The sequence below is a fragment of the Streptomyces sp. PSU-S4-23 genome (assembly GCF_055632315.1).
Genome location: NZ_JBVMUU010000002.1, coordinates 2,900,969 through 2,922,003 on the forward strand (window position 1 = coordinate 2,900,969; position 21,035 = coordinate 2,922,003).

Sequence of the window (21,035 nt, forward strand, 5' to 3'; positions counted from 1 at the left end):
CAGCGGTTAGCGGACGGATCCCGCGCGGGAACTCCGGGGGCATGACCCACAACCCCCCGCTCTCCCCACGGCCTCTGCGCCATCTCACCGATGTGCAGCGCCGGGTGCTGACCACCACCCAGCTGCGCGCCCACGGTGTGACGGCCGCCGAGACCAACGACCACTGCCGGCCCGGCGGCCCATGGCAGCAGTTGCTGCCGGGCGTGTACCTGCTGCACCCGGGCCCCCCGACCGCCGAGGAGCGCCTGCACGCGGTGCTGCTCTACGCGGCGCGCTCCTCGCTCGCCGGCCCGGCGCCCGCGGTGCCGTCCCAGCCGGGCGCCGGGGGCCCGCGCGGCCCGCTGCCCTACGCGGACGCGATGATCACGGGCCTGGCCGCGCTGACGCTGTACGGTTTCGCCTGCGCGCCCTCACTGCCGGCGCTGGAGACGATCGACGTCCTGGTCCCGCGGCTGCGGCGGCTGCGCAGCACCGGCTGCGCCCGGGTGATCCGCACCCCGTCGCTGCCCGCGCCGCGCCTGGTGACCGGCGTGCCCGTCGCACCCGTGCCGCGCGCCCTGGCCGACGCGGTGGCCCGGTTACCGGACGCGGGCGCGGTCCGCCGCCTGCTGACCGAGGCGGTACGCGGAGGCCACTGCGAACCGGCGGCGGTGGTACGGGAGCTCAACCAGGCGAAGCTGCTGGGGCGGCCGCACCTGGTGGACGCCGTCGACTCGCTCCTGGCCGAGGGCCGGGCGATCGCGGAGGAGCGCCTGTACCGGATGGTGCGGGAGCACGGCCTGCCGGACCCGGTCTGGAACGTGGACCTGCGGCTGCCCGGCGGCCCCTGCCTCGGCGGCCTGGACGCGTACTGGCCCGAGCAGGCGGTCGCGCTGGAACTGGACACCCGCGCGCCGCGGCAGAGCGACCCGCGGGACGACGAGCCGCCCTCGGAGTACGCCCGCAAGCGGGAACTGCTGGAGCGGTTCGGCATCACGGTCGTCCACCTCACGCCGAAGAAGCTGCGGGACGCCCCGGAGCAGCAGGCGACGGTGGTGCGCACCGCGCTGATGGCGGCGGCGGACCGGGAGCCGGCCGCGTATGTCGTGGTTCTGCCGCGGTAGTGGGCGGCCGGGGCCGGCATCGGGAGGGGACGCGGGTCGGGTCCGCCCGGCCGCCCCGTATCCGGCCCCGTATAGCCGCCCCGTATCCGGCCCCCGTATACCGGTGGCACCGCTGCGGTCCCGGTGTGACGATGACCGGATGACGGAGATGGCCGGATGACCGACCCGATCGACGCCACGATCAGGACCGCCGACGGGCGGCGGTATCACGTCCGGGAGGCCGAGCCGCGGGACGAGCCGGAGGTCCTGGCGCTGTTCGAGGCGGGCACCGCGTACGTGGAGGCGGCCACCGGCCTGCCCTCCGGGCCCGCCGACCTGCAGAGCCTGAACTACGGCCTGCCGCCGGGGGCCGACTGGCAGGACAAGCGGATCCTCGTGGTGACCGAGGGCACCGGCGGCCCGCTGGTCGGCGTCGTCGACGCGGTGCTGCGCTTCCCGGCGCCGGACGCGTGCGCGGTGGGCCTGTTCCTGCTGCACCCGTCGCTGTGGGGGACCCGCACGGGCCCGGCGGTGGCCACCGCGCTGCTGGAGCGGGCGGCCGCGTCAGGCATCGGCAGGGTGACGGCGACCGTCCCGGTGGGCTGGGAGCGCGGCCGCCGCTTCCTGTCGTCGCTGTCCTTCCACCTCACGGGCCCAGCGGCGCGGGGCCCGGCCACCGCGAACCGGTCGACGGGCCCGAGGGAGGCCGCGGTGCAGAAGGCGGAACTGCTCCTGGCACCGGCACCCTGAGCGCACCCGCGCGCCCCGTCCTGCGCCGGCCGAGCCGGCGGCCGGCGCCGGGCCCCGTGTCAGGGGGACGGGCTCGCCGGGCGGCCGGTGGGTGGTCGTTCGCGCCACAGGGTGAGGGCCGTGTCCATCAGGCGGACCCGGGGCAGTGACGGCACCTCGTCCAGCGGGTGCCAGGCCGCCATGTCGGTGGAGCCGCCGGTCTCGTGGCGCAGTTCGCCACCGGTGATCCGGACCTCGTAGACGAGCCGTACCCCGTGGTGGTCGACGGTGCGCCCCAGACGGCGCGGGAGGCGGCGGCGGACCGAGTCCACGCCGAGCAGGCCGGTGATCTCGACGTGGAAGCCGGTCTCTTCGGCCACCTCCCGCAGGACGGTGTCGTAGGGGTCCTCGCCGTGTTCCATGCCACCGCCGGGCAGGGTCCACTCGGGCGTGCCGCGGGCGTCACGGCCGCGGGCGAGCAGGAGTCGTCCGTCGCGAACACAGACGGCGTAGGCCGCCACCCTCAACTTCTGGCGCACAGGGAGACGTTAGTACGCCGGGTCCGGATCGGCAGGCGAGTATGCGGGCGCGGACCAGCGCAGCGGCACCGCCGACCGGGTGCCGGCCGTCTGCGCCACCGTGAAGCGGACCGTGCGGTCGCCGTCCGCGCCGAACTCCGTCCGCGCCGAACTCCGTCCGCGCCTCACCCGACAGGCGCAGCGTCCGGCCCGTCGTCCGGTCCGGGAACAGCAGGCCCGCGCGGGGCCCGGCCCGGCCGGCCACCCGCGACGTCGCGGAACGGCACCCGCCGCTGGTGCTCCATGGCCACCTGCGGCAACCGCGCGAAGGCTTCCCGCCACTGTGCGCGCACGCGTGAGAGCCGAGGCCCGCGGACTACGCGCGTAGGGGGCGGCCGGAACGCCGGATTGCCCCTTCCCGTGCCACTACGTCCCCGATGGCGCATGGCGGGATTGCGCCATGACTCCATCCCCTCCCGGTCAACTCTCCCCAAACATATGCCCCTTGGGTAAAGCTGAGCGGTCACCCGGACCCGACATCCGGACGACCGTGGCGAGGACCGATCGATCTTCCGGTCCGGGCCGCACCGCTTTCGTTCCTTTACCTACAAGGGATGCCGATGACCACCGACCCTCACCGCACCCCGGCAACGGGCGCGAGACGCATGGCCCGGACAGCCGCGGCCGCGGGTCTCGTGGCCGCCCTCTCCGCGGCCGGACCGATACCCCTGGCCCACTCCGCCGACCAGCGTCCCACCGCCGACCCGGCCGTCAAGTCCGCGGCCGCCAAGCTCGGTTCGGAGGACGCCGACCTGCTCGCCGAGGCCAAGGCCGACGGCGCCAAGAACGTCACCATGATGATCGCGACCGCGCCCGGGCAGACCGAGCAGGTCGCCCAGCAGATGGACGCGGTCAAGGGCGGCTCCGTGGGCCGCACCTACGACCGGCTCGGCTACGTCCGCGCCACCGTGCCGACGGGGAAGGCGGACGCGGCCATCGCCGCCGCCGCGAAGCTCTCCTCCGTGCACGCCATCGACCTGCGGCAGGAGATCCCGCTCGACGACCCGGCGCCGAGCGCCGACGCCGCGAAGGGCTCCTCCTCCCAGGGCACGGCCGGCTACTCCGGCCCCGGCGAGAACACCCCCGCCGTCAACCCGTACAACCCGTCCTTCGAGACGGGCGCCGTGGAGTTCGTCCAGCGGCACCCGCAGGCGGACGGCCGGGGCGTCACCATCGGCATCCTCGACTCCGGCGTGGACCTCGGCCACCCGGCGCTGCAGAAGACCACCACCGGCGAGCGGAAGATCGTCGACTGGGTGACCGCCACCGACCCGATCGTGGACGGCGACGCCACCTGGCGCCCGATGGTCAGCGCGGTGTCCGGACCGACCTTCACCTACGGCGGCAAGACCTGGACGGCGCCGTCGGGCTCGTACGCGGTCAGCGTCTTCAAGGAGTCCGTGACCGCGGGCGGTGACGCCAAGGGCGACGCGAACCGCGACGGCGACACGACCGACTCCTGGGGCGTCCTCTACGACGCGGCGGCCGGAACGGTCCGCGTCGACCTGAACAACAACAACGACTTCACCGACGACGAGCCGATGAAGCCGTACAAGGACGGCTTCCAGATCGGCTACTTCGGGACCGACGACCCGGCGACCGACGTCGTCGAGCGGCAGCCCTTCGTCGTGGAGATACGCAAGGACGTGCCGATGGACCCCTACGGCGGGTCCTGGGTCGGCAAGAAGGCCGACTTCGTCAACATCGGCGTCATCGAGTCCGAGCACGGCACCCACGTGGCGGGCATCACCTCGGCGAACGGCCTGTTCGGCGGGAAGATGAACGGTGCCGCGCCGGGCGCGAAGATCGTCTCCTCCCGCGCCTGCACCTGGAGCGGCGGCTGCACCAACGTCGCGCTCACCGAGGGCATGATCGACCTCGTCGTCAACCGCGGCGTCGACATCGTCAACATGTCCATCGGCGGCCTGCCCGCGCTCAACGACGGCAACAACGCGCGCGCCGAGCTGTACACGCGCCTCATCGACACCTACGGCGTCCAGCTGGTGATCTCCGCGGGCAACTCCGGCCCCGGCGCCAACACCATCGGCGACCCCGGCCTCGCCGACAAGGTGATCTCCGTCGGCGCGGGCATCTCCCGGGCCACCTGGGCCGCCAACTACGGCTCCCAGGTCACGAAGACGTACGCGATGATGCCCTTCTCCTCGCGCGGCCCGCGTGAGGACGGCGGCTTCACTCCGACGCTCGTCGCGCCCGGCGCCGCGATCAACTCCACCCAGACCTGGCTGCCGGGCTCCCCGGTCGCCGAGGCGGGCTACTCGCTGCCGGCCGGCTACTCCATGCTCCAGGGCACCTCGATGGCCTCCCCGCAGGCCGCCGGCGCCTCGGCCCTGCTCCTGTCGGCCGCCAAGCAGAAGGGCATCGACCTGACGCCCGCGACGCTGCGCACGGCCCTGACCTCGACGGCCCACCACATCAAGGGTGTTCAGGCGTACGAGGAGGGCGCGGGACTCATCGACATCGTGGACGCCTGGGACACGATCAAGGACGGCGCCGCCGCCCACGACGCCGCGACATCCGACTACGTGGTGAAGGCCCCGGTCGACACCGCGATCGACTTCGCGCTGAAGACCCCGGGCTTCGGCACGGGCCTGTACGACCGCGAGGGCGGCCTCAAGGCCGGTGAGCGGAAGACGTACGACGTCACCGTCACCCGCACCTCCGGCCCCGACCGGGCGGTGTGGCACACGCTGCGCTTCGAGAACAACGCCGGTGACACCTTCCGCATCGTCGGCTCCGGCCTGGTGAGGCTGCCGCTCGGCCAGCCGGTCACCGTCAAGGTCCAGGCCGCTCCCTCGTCCGCGGGCGTCAAGAGCGCGATCCTGGAGGTCGACGACCCCTGGACGGAGGGGGTCGACAAGCAGATCCTGACCACCGTCGTGGTCTCGACGCCCGTCGCGTACACCTACTCGGCGTCGGGTTCGGTGCAGCGCAACAGCACCCGGTCGTACTTCGTGACCGTCCCCGAGGGCGCGAAGTCGCTGGAGGTCGCGATGAGCGGGCTGCAGGACAAGAGCCAGACGCGGTTCATCGCGATCCACCCGTACGGCGTCCCGGTCGACAGCACCTCGACGCCGAACTGCTACAACAACTACCTCGACGGCAACGGCTGCAGGCCCGACGTGCGGTCGTACGCGGACCCGCAGGCCGGCGTCTGGGAGATCGAGGTCGAGTCGCGCCGCACGTCGCCGCTGCTCGACAACCCCTACCGGCTGGACGTCGCCGTCCTCGGCGCGGCCTTCGACCCGGAGACCGTGACCGTGCCCGAGGCCAAGGTCGGCACCCCGGCCGCCGTCTCCTGGAAGGTGACCAACTCCTACGCGGCCCTCGACGGGGCGCTCAAGGGCGGCCCGCTCGGCTCCTCGAAGACGGACCGGCCGACCATCAAGGACGCCGAGACGCAGACGACCACGGTCGAGGTGCCCGCGGGCGCCACGTCGCTGGACGTCGCCATCGGCAACGTGTCCGACACCGCCGCCGACCTCGACCTGACGGTCTACGACGCGAACGGCAAGCAGGTCGCGCAGTCCGCTGACGGCGACTCCGAGGAGTCGGTGCACATCGCCTCGCCCGCCGCCGGGACGTACACCATCGAGATCGCGGGCTACTCGGTCCCGTCCGGCTCGACGGCGTACGACTACCGGGACGTGTTCTTCTCCCCGGCGCTCGGCCGGGTCGCCGTCGACGAGTCGGCTCCGGTGAAGCTCGGCACGGGTGACTCCGCGACGGTGTCCGGCACGGTCACCGCGGCCGCGGCGGCGCCCGAGGGCCGGGAGTTCTTCGGCCAGGTCCAGCTGGTGAACGGCCGCGGCACGGTCGCGGGCGTGGGCAGCGTGAAGATCGAGAAGGTCACGCCGTAGCGGTGGCTGTGGCAGGAGCACCGGCCGGTGTCCGGCCGGTGCCGCCCGGGGCGGGCGTCCGCTGGTGCAGCGGGCGCCCGCCCCGTGTCATGGCGTACAGGTGATCGTGCGGGACGCCGGCAGCGCGTCGAGGATGAGGGCGCGCTCGCGGGCGATCTCCGCCTCCCCGGTGACCCAGCGGTCCGCCACCGCCGCGCCGGGCCGGACGCCGACCAGGACGTGCTCGCCCTCACGCGGCCGAGGACCGTCGTCCGGGTCCATGAGGAAGCTCACCTCGTCCTTGCCGCTCGCGGGTTTGTAGAAGCGATCGACGCTCACCGTGACCCGGTACCGGCTGCCGTCGGGCACGTTCCGCAGGCCGGTCACCCTGCCCTCCACGACCAACCGGGCGCAGGCGAGGTACCCGGCCTCGTCGCGGGAGTCCCCCGCGCGGCTGTCGGACGCCTTCGCACCCGCACTGCTGTCGGCCCCGGGCCCGCCGTGCGCGACGAGCCATCCCGTCCCGAGCACCACGGCGGTGACGACCGCCGTGACGAGGACGCCGAAACCGAGTGCGCGGACGCCGGGCCGGCGCCGGCGCCTCCGCGACGGCCTCGGCGCCGGCCGGGGCGTCCCTACGGGCGTCCCTACGGGCATCCCGGCGGGCGTCCCGACGGCCGTCCCGACCGGCGCGGGCCGCGCCGCGGGCCGCGCGAGCGTGTCCCCGATGATCCCCAGTTGCTCCCGCAGCAGCGCCACATCCGCCCGTGCCGCCCGGTACTCGGCCGTGAAGGCGGCATCGTCGCGCGCCTCGTCCGGCAGCGGCTCGCCGGTGATCGCGGCCAACAGCGCGTCGGCGCCGTCGTACTCGGCGGCCACGTCACACCACCTCGTCCTCGTGCAGACGGTCGCGCAGCGCGCGGACCGCCGAGTGGAGCCTGCTCTTGACCGTGCCCTCGGGGATGCCGAGTTCCTCCGCGATCCCCCGGACCGGCAGATCAGCGTAGAAACGCAGCACGAGGACCTGGCGCTGGGGACCGGGCAGCTCGTCCAGTCCCTGGGCGACTGCGAGCGAGAGCAGGCGGGAGTCCTCACCGCAGGGCTGCTCCGCCGGCCGCAGCGCGGCCAGCCGCTCACCGAGCCGCTCCTGGCGGCGCCTTGCCCGGTGCCAGTCCATCGCCAGGTTGGAGGCGACGACCGCCGCCCAGGCCGACAGGTCGCGCGGTGCCTCACGCCCGCTCGCGGTCCGCTCCAGCAACCGCAGGCGGACCTGCTGCACCCCGTCCGGCAGGTCCGCCTGCGGCACTCCGCCGAGCGCGAGCACCGCCCGCACCCGCCGTTCCTGGGCCGCGTCCAGGGGGTCGTCCACCGCGTGGTCCGCCCCCGGCCCGCGGCGGGCCTTTCTGCGCAGCACGGCCGCCCCTCCCCTCGTGTGTTTCCCCTACGACGCCGGGGAGGGGCAGAACGTTCGCCCGCCGGCGTGTCTTCTCCTGCGGGCGGACCGACGCCGGCGTGCGGACCGACGGAGTCGTGGAGGCCGCGTCATCGACACGTCCGTGGAGGCGTACGTCACACCGGGCCCCGAACCGGGGCGAGGGTCACGTACGAGCCGTACGGCGCGCCCCGCCCGCCGGTGCCCGGAGCTGGACGATCGCCCGGCCCCGGTGCGGCGGACCCGTACGGCTTCCGGTGCGCGGGGCGTTCCGGGCGGATATCTCCGGATCGGGACGGGCGGCCCGCCGGGTCGTCGGGCCGGGGGCCGAGCCCGGGTCCCGTCCCAGCCCTCGGGCAATGGATTGGACACGCGGGCCGGGGTGAGACGCATGATGGAGAGGCCCCGGTCATGCGGGCCGGCACACGCAAGCCAGGTAAAGGAGTCGCCGTGAGGGTCGGAATCGTCGGAGCCACCGGTCAGGTCGGCACGGTCATGCGCAGGATTCTGGCCGAGCGGAACTTCCCGGTCGACGAGCTGCGCCTGTTCGCCTCGGCCCGTTCGGCGGGGACGGTCCTCGACGGGGTGACCGTGGAGGACGCGGCGACCGCCGACTACACGGGGCTGGACATCGTGCTGTTCTCCGCGGGCGGCGCGACCTCGAAGGCGCTAGCCGAGAAGGTCGCCTCGCAGGGCGCGGTCGTGATCGACAACTCCTCGGCCTGGCGCCGTGACCCGGACGTGCCACTGGTGGTGTCCGAGGTGAACCCGCACGCGATCGCGAACCGGCCCAAGGGCATCATCGCCAACCCGAACTGCACGACGATGGCCGCGATGCCGGTGCTGAAGCCGCTGCACGCCGAGGCGGGCCTGGAGGCGCTCGTCGTCGCCACCTACCAGGCCGTGTCCGGCTCCGGCCTCGCGGGCGTCGCGGAGCTGCACGGGCAGGCGCAGAAGGTGATCGCCGACGCCGACAAGCTGACGCACGACGGGGAGGCGGTCGACTTCCCGGAGCCGCAGGTCTACAAGCGCCCGATCGCCTTCAACGTGGTGCCCTTCGCCGGCAACCTCGTCGACGACGGCCTGAACGAGACCGACGAGGAGCACAAGCTCCGCAACGAGTCCCGCAAGATCCTGGAGATCCCCGGGCTGAAGGTCTCCGGCACCTGTGTACGGGTCCCGGTCTTCTCCGGCCACTCCCTCCAGGTCAACGCCCGCTTCGCGCGCCCGCTGACGGTGGAGCGCGCGACGGAGCTGCTGGCCGCCGCCCCGGGCGTGGTCCTCTCCGACATCCCGACCCCGCTCCAGGCGGCCGGCAAGGACCCGTCGTACGTGGGCCGCATCCGCACGGACGAGACGGTGGAGCACGGCCTCGCCCTGTTCGTCTCCAACGACAACCTCCGCAAGGGCGCGGCCCTCAACGCCGTGCAGATCGCGGAGCTGGTGGCCGCGGAGCTCAGGGGCTGACACCGGCGCACACGGTCGGCGGGCCCGGCGGGATCAGTCCCTGCGGACCTCGAACTGGAAGCAGCCGTACTCGACGGCCCGGACGTGGACGAGTGCGACCTCCGGATCCGCGAACGCCTCCGCGAAGGCGTCGTCGAAGTCCTCCGCGCCCGCCACCAGGCGTCCGCCCAGGATGTGCCCGTCGGCCGAGTAGCGGCGGACCGTGCGGTGGGCGCCCGGGAACGGGTAGCCGTCCCCGTCGGGTCCGCCGCACTCCTCGGCGTGGACGAACACCGGCCCCTGCTCGTCGTAGGCCCCCGGCCGGGCGCCGGTCTCCGCCGCCCAGCGGCGCAGCGGGGCGTAGGAGACGAGGGCGATGCGCTCCCCCGGGGCGCTGCGGCGCAGGCAGCACCGCAGGGGCGCGCCGCCCTCCTCGTCGGTCACGGGAGCCATCGCCCGCCCCGCGTCGTCGCGCTCCCGCAGGTCCCGCAGGACGGCCGGGGGGATGGGACGGGCCCTGTAGGCCGTGGCGGGCGTCGTAGCGTCCGTCGTCACCACTGTGATCGTCTCTGAGGTCGTCTCTGTCGTCATGCGCCCAGACTCGCGCGCGGCGGCCACGGCCACCGGCGGGATATGGACATCGCATTCGGTGCCCCGGGGGTGCCCGGCGGCGGCCGCGGCGGCGGCGGACGGCCGCCCGGCACCGGGCCCCGAACAGCGCGGACGGCACCGCACACACCTGCTCGTCGCCCGGCGTTCTGCCGTGGAAGGATGGCGCAACCCACACATAACGAGGAGATGACCGCGTGCCTGGCACAAACCTGACTCGCGAAGAGGCACAGCAGCGGGCGAAGCTGCTGACCGTTGACTCGTACGAGATCGATCTCGACCTCTCCGGCGCGCAGGAGGGCGGCACCTACCGGTCCGTGACCACGGTGCGCTTCGACTCCGCCGAGACCGGTGCGGAGTCCTTCGTCGATCTGGTGGCCCCTACCGTCCACGAGATCACCCTCAACGGTGATCCGCTCGACCCCGCCGAGGTCTTCGAGGATTCGCGGATCGCCCTCCCGGGGCTGCTGGAGGGCCGCAACGTGCTGCGTGTGGTCGCCGACTGCGCGTACACCAACACCGGCGAGGGACTTCACCGTTTCGTCGACCCGGTCGACCAGCAGGCGTACCTCTACACCCAGTTCGAGGTGCCGGACGCCCGGCGGGTCTTCGCCTCGTTCGAGCAGCCGGATCTCAAGGCCACCTTCCAGTTCACCGTGAAGGCCCCCACCGGCTGGACCGTCGTCTCCAACTCGCCCACGCCGGAGCCGAAGGACGACGTCTGGGTCTTCGAGCCGACGCCGCGGATCTCGACGTATGTCACGGCGCTGATCGTGGGCCCTTACCACTCCGTGCACAGCGTGTACGAGAAGGACGGGCGGAGTGTCCCGCTCGGCATCTACTGCCGGCCCTCCCTTGCCGAGTTCCTCGACTCGGACGCGATCTTCGACGTGACCCGGCAGGGCTTCGAGTGGTTCCAGGAGAAGTTCGACTACGCCTACCCGTTCAAGAAGTACGACCAGTTGTTCGTGCCGGAGTTCAACGCGGGCGCGATGGAGAACGCGGGCGCGGTCACCATCCGCGACCAGTACGTCTTCCGCTCCAAGGTGACGGACGCGGCGTACGAGGTGCGTGCGGAGACGATCCTGCACGAGCTGGCCCACATGTGGTTCGGCGACCTGGTGACCATGGAGTGGTGGAACGACCTGTGGCTGAACGAGTCGTTCGCCACCTACACCTCCATCGCCTGCCAGGCGTACCACCCCGAGTCGCGATGGCCGCACTCCTGGACGACGTTCGCCAACTCCATGAAGACGTGGGCGTACCGGCAGGACCAGCTGCCGTCGACCCACCCGATCATGGCCGAGATCCGGGACCTGGACGACGTCCTCGTCAACTTCGACGGCATCACCTACGCCAAGGGCGCCTCGGTCCTCAAGCAGCTCGTCGCGTACGTCGGCATGGACGCGTTCTTCGCGGGCGTGCAGGCCTACTTCAAGCGGCACGCGTACGGCAACACGCGCCTGTCGGATCTGCTGGGCGCCCTGGAGGAGACCTCCGGCCGCGATCTGAAGACCTGGTCGCGGAAGTGGCTGGAGACCGCGGGCATCAACGTCCTGCGCCCGGAGATCGAGACGGACGCGAACGGGGTCATCACCTCCTTCGCCGTCCGCCAGGAGGCCCCGGCGCTCCCGGCCGGTGCCAAGGGCGCAGTATCCGATGACGCGACTCCGTCGCGTGGGACCCTCCGCCCGCACCGCATCGCCATCGGCCTCTACGACCTCGACGACGACAGCGGCAAGCTGCTGCGCGACGAGGCCGGCCGGATCGAGCTGGACGTCGACGGTGAGCTGACGCCGGTGCCGCAGCTGGCCGGCCGTCGGCGCCCGGACGTGGTCTTGCTCAACGACGACGACCTGTCGTACGCGAAGGTTCGCCTGGACGAGCGGTCCCTCGCCTTCGTCACCGGGCACCTGGGCGACTTCGAGTCGTCGCTGCCGCGCGCCCTGTGCTGGGCCTCGGCCTGGGACATGACCCGCGACGCGGAGCTCGCCACCCGCGACTATCTGTCCCTCGTCCTGTCCGGCATCGGCAAGGAGTCGGACATCGGTGTCGTGCAGTCGCTGCACCGCCAGGTCAAGCTGGCGATCGACCTGTACGCCGACCCGTCCGCGCGCGAGGCGCTGCTGACCCGGTGGACGGATGCCACCCTCGCGCATCTGCGGGCCGCCGAGCCCGGCAGCGATCACCAGCTGGCGTGGGCGCGCGCCTTCGCGGCGACCGCCCGTACGCCGGAGCAGCTGGACCTGCTGGAGGCGCTCCTGGACGGGTCGGAGACCGTCGAGGGGCTGGTCGTGGACACCGAGCTGCGCTGGACGTTCCTGGAGCGGCTCGCGGCGGTGGGCCGCTTCGACGAGGCGGAGATCGCGGGCGAGCTGGAGCGCGACAAGACGGCGGCCGGTGAGCGGCACGCGGCGACCGCCCGGGCCGCCCGTCCGACCCCGGAGGCGAAGGCCGAGGCGTGGGCGTCGGTGGTGGAGTCCGACAAGCTGCCGAACGCGGTGCAGGAGGCCGTGATCGCGGGCTTCGTCCAGACCGACCAGCGCGAACTGCTCGCCCCGTACGCGGACGCGTACTTCGAGTCGGTCAAGGACGTCTGGGACTCCCGTTCCCACGAGATGGCCCAGCAGATCGTGGTCGGGCTCTACCCGTCGATCCAGGTCTCCCAGGAGACCCTGGAGAAGACCGACGCCTGGCTGGCCTCTGCCGACCCCAGCCCCGCGCTGCGGCGCCTGATCTCGGAGTCCCGCGCGGGCATCGAACGCGCCCTGAAGGCACAGGCGGCGGACGCGGCGGCACGGTAGTCACCGCTACGACGAGGGCGCCCGGTGCCCGGCCGGGCGCCCTTTCGTGCGCTCAGCGCCTGCCGGGGGTGCGGCACGCCGCCGAGGACGCCCGCCCGCCGGCGGGAGACCCGGCTCGGTCTCTGCCGTGGCGGGTGCCGATCTCGCGCAGCGACAGGACGACGGACGCGAGGTCGAGGGGCGCGGCGGGGGCCGGACGCGCAGCAGGCCGGCCAACTGGCTGGCCTGCTGCGGCAGTTGCTCGCCGGTACCGTCACCTCCGGCCCGTCCAGCGGAGCAGCGCCTCCTCCAGCTGCGCGGCGTCGGGCGACTCCGCGGCCCAGGCGACGTATCCGTCCGGACGCACGAGGACGGTCGTGCGGCGCCCGCCCGCCCAGTGCGCCACCGCCAGCCGGTCCGCGCGGGCGCCCACCTCGTACTCCCGCGGGGTGACGAGGACGAACCGGCCGCCGCGCAGGGCCTCGTACAGCCGGCCGGTGGTGAGGGTGACGTCGGGCATGCGCCTGCCGGCCAGCGGGTGCGCCCCGCGCGGGGCGGCGTACGCGTACCCGATGCCGGTGATCTGGCCCACCACGCGCCGCCGGACCGGGCCGACACGGTTGACGACGGTGGTCAGCGCCGCGCGCAGCGCCAGGGTCCAGGGACGCTTGGCCATGGCGAGCCGGACGATCCCGCCGCTGCTGCGCAGCACGGCCCTGCCGACCGGGTGGCGCTCCGACTCGTAGGTGTCGAGGAGGGCCGGGCCGGCGTGGCCGCGCAGGACCGCGGCGAGCTTCCAGGAGAGGTTCGCGGCGTCCTGCAGGCCGGTGTTCATCCCCTGGCCGCCCGCCGGGGTGTGCACGTGCGCGGCGTCACCGGCGAGGAGGACACGGCCGACGCGGTAGGCGGGCGCCTGGCGCTCGTCGCTGTGGAAGCGGGACATCCAGCGGGCGTCTCGCATGCCGAAGTCGCGGCCGAGCGCGAGCCGGACGGTCTCCCTGACCTCGTCCAGGCCGAGCGGTGCGGTGTCGGGGACATCACGCCCGCGGTGCCAGCCGATGACGCGGTAGTAGCCGTCACCGAAGGGCGCGAGGAAGGCGAACGCGTCGCCGACGGCGCTGGCGGTCAGCACCTGCTCGGGCTTCTCGTCCAGGAGGACGTCGGCGAGGACGACGGAACGGATGACGGACCGCCCGGGGAAGGGCAGCCCGACGGCCTCGCGCACGGCGCTGTGCAGTCCGTCGGTGCCGACGGCGTAGGCCGCGCGCAGCTCGCCCGGCTCACCGTCCGCGCCACGGACCTGGAGCGTCACACCGTCGCCGTCCTGGCTCAGGCCGGTGACCTCGGTCTCGTACACGAACCGCACCCCGGCCTCGGCCGCACGCCGCTCCAGTGCCCGCTCCACCTCGTGCTGCGGCAGGACGAGAAGGTGCTTGAAGCGGGAGGGAAGGGTGTCGAGCCGGATGGTGAGCCGGCTGAAGAGCCGGATGTCGGAGAGCGGCTGCCCCGCGGCCTCCAGTTCGCCGGCGAGCCCGCGGGCGTCGAGCTGCTCCAGGGTGCGGGCGTGCAGGATGAAGGCACGGGAGAGGTTGCTGATCTTGTGGGGGCGCTTCTCGACGAGGGTGACGGGGACACCCGCGGAAGCGAGGTCACCGGCGAGAAGGAGCCCCGTGGGGCCGGCCCCGACGACGAGGACGCCGTCGGTGACACCGTTGCCCGAAGCGGTGGTGCGGGTCTTGCCTGCCATGGCGGCCTCCTGATGCCTGCCTACACCTGTAGGCCAACGCTCGTTTGCCAACGCTTGTTTGCCAACATAGGTGGACCTCTCTGGACTGTCAACACTTGTTGGCCTACGCTTGTTGGCATGGCTGAGACCCCACCCCGCCGATCCGACGCCACCCGCACCGCGATCCTCGCCGCCGCGCGGGAACGCTTCGCCTCCGAGGGCTACGAGCGCGCCACCATCCGCGCGATCGCCAGGGACGCGCGGATCGATCCCTCCATGGTGATGCGCTACTTCGGCTCCAAGGAGGGCCTGTTCGACGCGGTCCTCAACGTCGACCTACGGCTGCCCGAACCCGTGCGACTGCGGCGGCACGACGCGGGCGAGGTCCTGGTGACGCACTTCCTCTCCGTCTGGGAGGACAACTTGGAGGCGCTCACGGCGATGCTGCGCGTCGGCGTCACCAACGCGGCCGGGGCCGAGCGGCTCCAGGGGATCTTCCGGGACCAGTTGCTGCCCATCGCACGGCAGGTCTGCCCGGACCCCGAGCAGGCATCGGCCCGCGCCGGGCTCATCGCGTCACAGGTGCTGGGGATGGCGCTCACGCGCTACGTGCTGAAGTTCCCGCCGGCCGTCGCACTGGCCCGCGAGGAGATCGTGGCCTGGCTGGGACCGACCGTGCAGCGCTACCTGACGGCGCCGCACCCGTAGAGCGCGTGCACCCGGCGCCGTGCACCCCTGGGCCGCCGTGCACCCGTGGGGCACGGCCCTCGGCCCTCGCGTGCGCCGGGGCGGAGACACGTCGAGGGAGCCCGCGCACCGGATGGGTGTGCGGGCTCCCTCGACGGATGTACGGAGAGAGGTGTCAGCCCTGCTTCTGCTGCTTGCGGGACTTGTCCAGGACCATTACGAGACCGCCGATGACCAGGAACATCACGACCGGCAGTGCCACAAAGAGCCCCAGCGTGTCCACCACGCTCAGGCCCTGACCGGGGTCGTCGCCGTCGTCGCGCGTCAGCGCGAGCGCGGGGGACGACATGAGCAGCATCATCAGCGTCGTACCGGCGGCCAGGGCGCCGGCGCGCAGGGCGTTCTTCTTGTCCACGGTGCAAAAGTAGCGAACGCCCGAAGAGCGCGCGCGCCCGGGGTGCCCGTACGAGGCACGGCGACCGGTCGCGGCCCCGCGCACGGCCCAGGCGGACGGCCCGCGCACACCCCGGCGCGCACCCCAGCACGCGGCCTGGCGCGCGACCTGGCTCACCGCCGCCCGTCCGCCTCGCCCCTCCCCCTGCCGCCGCCCCCGCCACCGTCGCCCCCGCCGTCGTCGCCCCCGCCCCGCACCACGCTCACGAGCGCGTGCAGGCGCGGTGAGGCCGCGAGCTCCTCCAGGGTCACCGGGCGCCCCTCCGCATCCGCGATCGGCAGCCGCCAGTTGGGGTACTGGTCCCAGGTGCCCGGGAGGTTCTGCGGGCGCCGGTCGCCCACCGCGTCGGGCAGCCAGACCCCGATCAGCCGGGCGGGGGTGCGCACCAGGAACCGGTGGACGGCCTGGACCTCGGACTCCTCCGACACCGCCGAGCCCCCGCCGCTAGCCCCCTTCAGCAGTCCGAGCCGGGAGAGCAGGGCGAGCCATTCGCGGGTGTCGGCGGCCGCCTCGGCGCGTTCCTGGTCCAGGGAGCGGGTCAGCAGGCCGAGCCGGTCACGGAGTTCGACGTGCTCGCCCGCCAGCCGGGCGGCCGTGGGCGGCAGGTCGTGGGTGGTGGCGGTGGCCAGGCAGTCCGCCCGCCAGCGCTCCGGCGGCAGCGGCCGTCCGGTGCCCTCCCAGTCGCGTTCGAACCACAGGACGGATGTGCCGAGCACCCCGCGCTCGTGCAGCGCCTCCCGGACACCGGGCTCCACCGTCCCCAGGTCCTCGCCGATGACCAGCGCCCCGGCGCGCGCCGCCTCCAGGACCAGGACGGCGAGCATCGCCTCGGCGTCGTAGCGGACATAGGTCCCCTCCGTGGGCGGCTGCCCCTGGGGCACCCACCACAGCCGGAACAGGCCCATGACGTGATCGACGCGCAGGGCGCCCGCATGCCGGAACAGGGCGCGCAGAAGCCGCCGGTAGGGGGCGTAACCGGAGGCGGCGAGGCGGTCGGGGCGCCAGGGCGGCAGACCCCAGTCCTGGCCGCGCGGGTTGAAGGCGTCCGGCGGGGCGCCCACCGACATCCCGGCCGCGAGGTACTCCTGCTGCGCCCAGGCGTCGGCGCCGCCCGGGTGCACGCCGACCGCGAGGTCGTGGACGAGCCCGACCGCCATCCCGGCGTCGCGCGCGGTGCGTTGCGCGGTGGCGAGCTGGGCGTCGGTCAGCCAGGCCAGCCGGCTGTGGAAGTCGACGCGGTCCATCAGCTCGGCGCGTGCGCGGGCAGTGGCGGACGAACGCGGATCGCGCAGCCGGGACGGCCAGCCGTGCCAGTCGGAGCCGTACACCTCCGCGAGCGCGCACCAGGTCGCGTGGTCCTCCAGTGCCTCGCCCTCCTCGGCGAGGAAGTCGGCGTACGCGGCGCGCCGGCCGGGTCCGAGGGGCACGGCGTGCACGAGTTCCAGCGCCTCGCGCTTGAGCTCCCACACGGCGTCGCGGTCGATCAGCTCGCCCTTGTCCAGCACGGATTCCCGCAGCCGCGCTGCGCGCTGAAGCAGCGTACGGACGCGGCCGTGGTCCTCGGCGTACGCGAACTCGGGGACGTCCTCGATGCGCAGGTGCACGGGGTCCGGGTAGCGGCGGGAGGAGGGACGGTAGGGGGAGGGGTCCGTGGGGGCGCCGGACGCGGCCCCGCCGGGCACGGCCGCGTGCAACGGGTTGACCTGCACGAACCCGGCGCCGAGCGCCCGGCCGGCCCATGCGGTCAGCTCGGTGAGGTCGCCGAGGTCGCCCATGCCCCAGGAGCGGCGGGAGAGGAGGGAGTAGAGCTGGACGAGCAGTCCGTACGAGCGGGCGGGCGGCGCGGGCAGCCGGGCGGGGGCCGCGACCAGGTGGGCGTCCGCGGTGCGTCCGTCGGGTGCGGTGGCGTGCAGCGCGTGGACGCCGGGCGGGAGGTGCTCGGCCGAGGCGCGCGTCTCACCCTGTTCGGTCACGATCCTCAGGCGGGTGCCGTCCGGGAGGCCGGCGAGCGCGTCGGGCGGCCGTCCGCCCCAGCCGACCACGGTCGGCGGCAGCAGCCTCCCGCGCAGTTCCCGCTCGCGGGAGGCGAGGGCGTGGCGTACGGCGTCCGGGGTGCTCGCGTCGACACCGAGCGCGGCCAGGGCCGCGGTGACCGCGGTGTCCGACGCCGCGACCGTGCGGTCCGGGGCCGGGTGGTAGGAGGTGGCGACGCCGTGCAGCGCGGCGAGGCGGGCCAGCGGCGTCCCGTCGCGCGCGGGGTCGGCCGGCATCTAGTACCCCGTACGGTCCGGGTAGCACCCCGTGCGGTCGGGGACGGCGGTGGCGGGCTCGCTGGTCAGCGGCGCGGGATCGGTGAGCGGGGGTTCGCTGGTGAGGGGCTCGGCGTCGGGCAGCGGCGGCTCGCTGGTCAGCGGCGCCTCGGCCCGGGCGCCCTCGGCGCTGAGGACGCACAGCGCGGTCCGGGGTTCGGCGGGCGGCTCCGCCTCGCGTTTGGACAGGGCGGGGAGCGGGGGGTGTGCCGGTGCGGCCACGGGGGCCTCCTTGTCGTCGTACGACGGTTGCGGGTGAAAGCAGCCCTACCCAGCGGGCGCGGTCGCAGACGTACGAGGACGGACAACGTGCGTTCGGTCACAGACCGTACCAGGGCGAGGCGTCCGCGCCGCCGAGGAGGACGGAGTCGCGTCACGCATGACGTCCGGCGGCGCATGACGTCCGGCCCCGGGAGCACGGGGGCTCCCGGGGCCGGATCCGAGGTGCGCGCGGGGCGGCGCCCCGGGAAACGCGAAGGCCCGGATCGTCAGGCGGAAATGCCGTCGATCCGGGCCAGGGCGTCGTCCGCGCCGTACGGCCGCAGGTATGGCAGCCAGCGCGGGTCCCTATGTCCGGTGCCGATGATGCGCCACGCCAGACCGGTGGGCGGCGCGGGTTTGTGACGGAGCCGCCAGCCGATCTCGAAGAGATGGCGGTCGGCCTTGACGTGGTTGCAGCGGCGGCAGGACGCCACCACGTTGTCCCAGACGTGCTGACCACCGCGGCTGCGCGGAATGACGTGGTCGACGCTGGTTGCGACGCCACCGCAGTACATGCACCGGCCGCCGTCACGCGCGAAGAGCGCGCGCCGGGTAAGAGGAACGGGCCCCCGGTAGGGAACCCGCACGAATCGCTTCAGCCGGACCACGCTGGGCGCGGGGACGGTGACGGTTGCGCTGTGCATGTAGGCGCCGGACTCCTCGAGGCAGACGGCCTTGTTCTCGAGGACGAGGACGAGCGCGCGGCGGAGCGGTACGACGCCGAGTGGCTCGTACGACGCGTTGAGGACCAGGACGTGCGGCACGGATATGCCTCCTTGTACGCCGGCGGCGCGTGGCTCGCGCCGGGACGATCTGCAGTCAGTCTCCCCTCATGCCTGGTGGAAGCGCCACCATGTCCCGGTAACGGGCTGGGAGTGTTTTCGACCACACCCGGCGTGTCCCGTGCCGCGCGCCCCCTTGCCTCCCCCGGTACTTCTCCGGGTGCGCACGGGCCGTCCTTCGAACATCGCCGTGATCCCCACACGATGCCCCGTTAGTGTGGTGAGCCTGCCCGTCCGGTGACCTTTCCGTGACCTGACCGCTCACACCGGAGGCAGCGCCTGCACCAGGAGGTACCTGCCGTGTCCCTGCCCGCCCTGCCGGCCGTCGGCGCCGCTCCGTCACCGTCCCCGACCTCGACGGAGGACCCGGCGACCGCGACGCTCCAGGACGCCCAGCACACCGCGACCAACGCCGCGAGCTGGGTCGAGCAGAACTGGTCGACGTGGCTCGCGATCGGCCTCAGGGTCGTACTCATCCTGGTGATCGCGGCGGTGCTGAGGGTGGTGGTGCGGCGGGCGATCACCAAGCTGATCGACCGTATGAGCCGTACGGCCGAGACGGCGGAGGGCACGACGCTCGGCGGTCTGCTGGTGAACGCCGAGCGCCGCCGGCAGCGCTCGCAGGCGATCGGCTCGGTGCTGCGCTCGGTGGCCTCGTTCCTCATCCTGGGCACGGCGGCGCTGATGGTCCTGGCGACCTTCCAGATCAACCTGGCACCGCTGCTGGCCTCCGCCGGTGTCGCGGGTGTGGCGATCGGTTTCGGTGCCCGCAACCTCGTGACGGACTTCCTGTCCGGCGTGTTCATGATTCTCGAGGACCAGTACGGCGTGGGCGACACCATCGACGCGGGGGTGGCCACCGGCGAGGTGGTCGAGGTGGGCCTGCGCGTGACGAAGCTGCGGGGCGCCGGCGGCGAGATCTGGTACGTCCGCAACGGCGAGGTCAAGCGCATCGGCAACCTCTCCCAGGGCTGGGCGGTGGCGGGCGTCGACGTGACGGTCCGGGCCTCCGAGGACCTGGACAGGGTGAAGGCCACCCTGGACGGCGTCGCCGAGCGGATGAGCAAGGAGGAGCCCTGGAACGAGCTCCTGTGGGGCCCGGTCGAGGTGCTCGGCCTGGACAGCGTGCTGCTCGACTCGATGGTCGTGCGCGTGTCGGCCAAGACGATGCCCGGCAAGGCGCTCACGGTCGAGCGCGAGCTGCGCTGGCGCATCAAGCGGGCCTTCGACGCGGCGGACATCCGCATCGTCGGCGGCGCGACGGCACCGGCGGAGGAGGACCCGGCCCCGGACCCGACGGCGGCCGTCGCGGCCCCGGCGGTGTACTCCGACGCGGCGTCCCCGCAGGCGGAGACGGCGGCGCCGATACCGCCAGCGCGGCCGGCGGCGAAGTAAGAGACCGTACGGGGGAGGCGGCGCCCGGGATGCCCGGGGGCCGCCTCGTCCCGTCCGGGCAGCGTAACGGTTCGGCACACTCGTTCGAGTGAACGGCAACGATTCTGCAGGTCAGCGGCCCAACGAGGTCACGCATGCTCCCCCCGGGGCACCCGGCGTGGGCGTAGCCTGGCACCAGTGTGACGAGGAGAACCAGCGATGAGCGCCGAACCGATCATGGAGCCGGTCATGACGCAGGTGGACCCCATCGACCTGTTGATCGCGTTCGAAGAGGCGTCCGAGATGCCGATTCGGCCGCAGTACATCGAGGAGACGGGCATCGTGCCGCCTCAGCCGGACGAAGAACACAGCGACGGCATCGCGCAGCTGTTTCTCCAGTTCAACAGTGCGGGTTTCGCCCTGGCGGGATTCGGAATGGGCTTCCGTGTCGCACACAAGGACGGCCGGACGCAGGCGCTGGTCATCCCCGACTTCTACGTCCGTCGCCGCAGGGCGACCGAGCTCGACGAGTCGTACCGCAAGGCACACAAGGGCTGGTACCCCATCGACATGATCGCGCTGGTCGGCGAGGTCACGTCCACCAACCACGAGACCGACACCGGCCCCAAGCTGCGCACCTACGCGGCGACCGGCGTCCCGGTCTACGTCCTGATCAACCGCAACACCGGGACGGCCCACTGCTACACCGACCCGGTCACGCCCCCCGGCGGCTCCACCAAGGCGTACTACGGCAACGAGTCCAAGGTGCACCTCGGAGAGCCCCTCCCCCTCCCGGCCCCCTACCCCGCCCTGGACACGGCTCCGTTCCTGGAGAGCTGAGCCGGAGACCCGCGCAACGAGCCGGCTGCCACCACGGCCCACCCTTGACGCCCCCGCGCCCCTTGGCTACCTTCCTGTCACCGCAA

Annotated in this window: 17 protein-coding genes and 1 pseudogene; 9 read left to right on the top strand and 9 right to left on the bottom strand. The window is 73.2% G+C overall.

Features of this window, described 5'->3' with window-relative positions; translation table 11 throughout:
* Nucleotides 1-41: 41 nt before the first annotated feature.
* Both ACZ79I_RS13795 and ACZ79I_RS13800 read left to right on the top strand, forming a co-directional pair.
* Nucleotides 42-1,103 carry a hypothetical protein gene (locus tag ACZ79I_RS13795; protein ID WP_471497374.1) on the top strand — a complete coding sequence of 354 codons (1,062 nt, stop codon included), beginning with the start codon at nt 42-44 and terminating at the stop codon, nt 1,101-1,103.
* Between the two features lie 156 nt (nt 1,104-1,259).
* Nucleotides 1,260-1,832 (top strand): GNAT family N-acetyltransferase, encoded by a 573-nt coding sequence (locus ACZ79I_RS13800; RefSeq protein WP_471497375.1) that lies wholly within the window; start codon nt 1,260-1,262, stop codon nt 1,830-1,832.
* A 59-nt stretch (nt 1,833-1,891) separates the two neighbouring features.
* Here ACZ79I_RS13800 and ACZ79I_RS13805 read toward each other — a convergent pair whose 3' ends face one another.
* Nucleotides 1,892-2,350, bottom strand: a complete 459-nt coding sequence (locus ACZ79I_RS13805) for an NUDIX hydrolase (RefSeq protein ID WP_471497377.1) — start codon at nt 2,348-2,350, stop codon at nt 1,892-1,894.
* A gap of 249 nt (nt 2,351-2,599) precedes the next feature.
* On the opposite strand from ACZ79I_RS13805, the pseudogene ACZ79I_RS13810 reads away from it, so the two are divergent.
* Both ACZ79I_RS13810 and ACZ79I_RS13815 read left to right on the top strand, forming a co-directional pair.
* Nucleotides 2,600-2,692: pseudogene (locus ACZ79I_RS13810) on the top strand (CGNR zinc finger domain-containing protein); the annotation flags it as partial.
* Nucleotides 2,693-2,949: 257 nt separating this feature from the next.
* Complete coding sequence (locus ACZ79I_RS13815) at nt 2,950-6,267, top strand: S8 family serine peptidase (protein WP_471497378.1); 3,318 nt, start codon at nt 2,950-2,952, stop codon at nt 6,265-6,267.
* A gap of 87 nt (nt 6,268-6,354) precedes the next feature.
* On the opposite strand, the gene ACZ79I_RS13820 is transcribed toward ACZ79I_RS13815, so the two are convergent.
* Nucleotides 6,355-7,125 (bottom strand): hypothetical protein, encoded by a 771-nt coding sequence (locus ACZ79I_RS13820; RefSeq protein WP_471497380.1) that lies wholly within the window; start codon nt 7,123-7,125, stop codon nt 6,355-6,357.
* Between the two features lies 1 nt (nt 7,126).
* On the bottom strand, nt 7,127-7,660 hold the full coding sequence (locus ACZ79I_RS13825) for an RNA polymerase sigma factor (protein ID WP_471497382.1): 534 nt from the start codon (nt 7,658-7,660) through the stop codon (nt 7,127-7,129).
* Between the two features lie 468 nt (nt 7,661-8,128).
* Here ACZ79I_RS13825 and ACZ79I_RS13830 point away from each other — a divergent pair, with 468 nt between their 5' ends.
* Nucleotides 8,129-9,145: an aspartate-semialdehyde dehydrogenase gene (locus tag ACZ79I_RS13830; protein WP_471497384.1), complete on the top strand. Its 1,017-nt coding sequence runs from the start codon at nt 8,129-8,131 to the stop codon at nt 9,143-9,145.
* 33 nt (nt 9,146-9,178) lie between these two features.
* Here the strand turns inward: ACZ79I_RS13830 and ACZ79I_RS13835 are convergent, their stop codons facing one another.
* On the bottom strand, nt 9,179-9,715 hold the full coding sequence (locus tag ACZ79I_RS13835; RefSeq protein WP_471497385.1) for a DUF1203 domain-containing protein: 537 nt from the start codon (nt 9,713-9,715) through the stop codon (nt 9,179-9,181).
* Between the two features lie 215 nt (nt 9,716-9,930).
* Here ACZ79I_RS13835 and pepN point away from each other — a divergent pair, with 215 nt between their 5' ends.
* On the top strand, nt 9,931-12,537 hold the full coding sequence (pepN, locus tag ACZ79I_RS13840) for an aminopeptidase N (protein ID WP_471497387.1): 2,607 nt from the start codon (nt 9,931-9,933) through the stop codon (nt 12,535-12,537).
* Nucleotides 12,538-12,790: 253 nt separating this feature from the next.
* On the opposite strand, the gene ACZ79I_RS13845 is transcribed toward pepN, so the two are convergent.
* On the bottom strand, nt 12,791-14,263 hold the full coding sequence (locus ACZ79I_RS13845; protein ID WP_471497388.1) for an FAD-dependent monooxygenase: 1,473 nt from the start codon (nt 14,261-14,263) through the stop codon (nt 12,791-12,793).
* A 117-nt stretch (nt 14,264-14,380) separates the two neighbouring features.
* On the opposite strand from ACZ79I_RS13845, the gene ACZ79I_RS13850 reads away from it, so the two are divergent.
* Nucleotides 14,381-14,950: a TetR/AcrR family transcriptional regulator gene (locus ACZ79I_RS13850; RefSeq protein ID WP_471497390.1), complete on the top strand. Its 570-nt coding sequence runs from the start codon at nt 14,381-14,383 to the stop codon at nt 14,948-14,950.
* Between the two features lie 154 nt (nt 14,951-15,104).
* On the opposite strand, the gene ACZ79I_RS13855 is transcribed toward ACZ79I_RS13850, so the two are convergent.
* From ACZ79I_RS13855 to ACZ79I_RS13870, 4 genes are all read right to left on the bottom strand, one after another.
* A complete protein-coding gene (locus ACZ79I_RS13855) occupies nt 15,105-15,344 on the bottom strand; it encodes a hypothetical protein (protein ID WP_381092309.1) in 240 nt (79 codons plus the stop codon).
* A gap of 152 nt (nt 15,345-15,496) precedes the next feature.
* Nucleotides 15,497-17,653, bottom strand: coding sequence for a 4-alpha-glucanotransferase (malQ, locus tag ACZ79I_RS13860; RefSeq protein ID WP_471497392.1), 2,157 nt, complete (start codon nt 17,651-17,653; stop codon nt 15,497-15,499).
* Nucleotides 17,654-17,914, bottom strand: a complete 261-nt coding sequence (locus ACZ79I_RS13865; protein ID WP_471497394.1) for a hypothetical protein — start codon at nt 17,912-17,914, stop codon at nt 17,654-17,656. It lies immediately after the preceding gene.
* A gap of 266 nt (nt 17,915-18,180) precedes the next feature.
* A complete protein-coding gene (locus ACZ79I_RS13870) occupies nt 18,181-18,717 on the bottom strand; it encodes an HNH endonuclease (RefSeq protein ID WP_388379759.1) in 537 nt (178 codons plus the stop codon).
* A 318-nt stretch (nt 18,718-19,035) separates the two neighbouring features.
* On the opposite strand from ACZ79I_RS13870, the gene ACZ79I_RS13875 reads away from it, so the two are divergent.
* Entirely contained in the window at nt 19,036-20,130 is a 1,095-nt protein-coding gene (locus ACZ79I_RS13875) for a mechanosensitive ion channel family protein (RefSeq protein WP_471497396.1), read from the top strand.
* Nucleotides 20,131-20,328: 198 nt separating this feature from the next.
* Complete coding sequence (locus ACZ79I_RS13880) at nt 20,329-20,949, top strand: Uma2 family endonuclease (RefSeq protein WP_471497398.1); 621 nt, start codon at nt 20,329-20,331, stop codon at nt 20,947-20,949.
* The last annotated feature ends 86 nt before the right edge of the window (nt 20,950-21,035 follow it).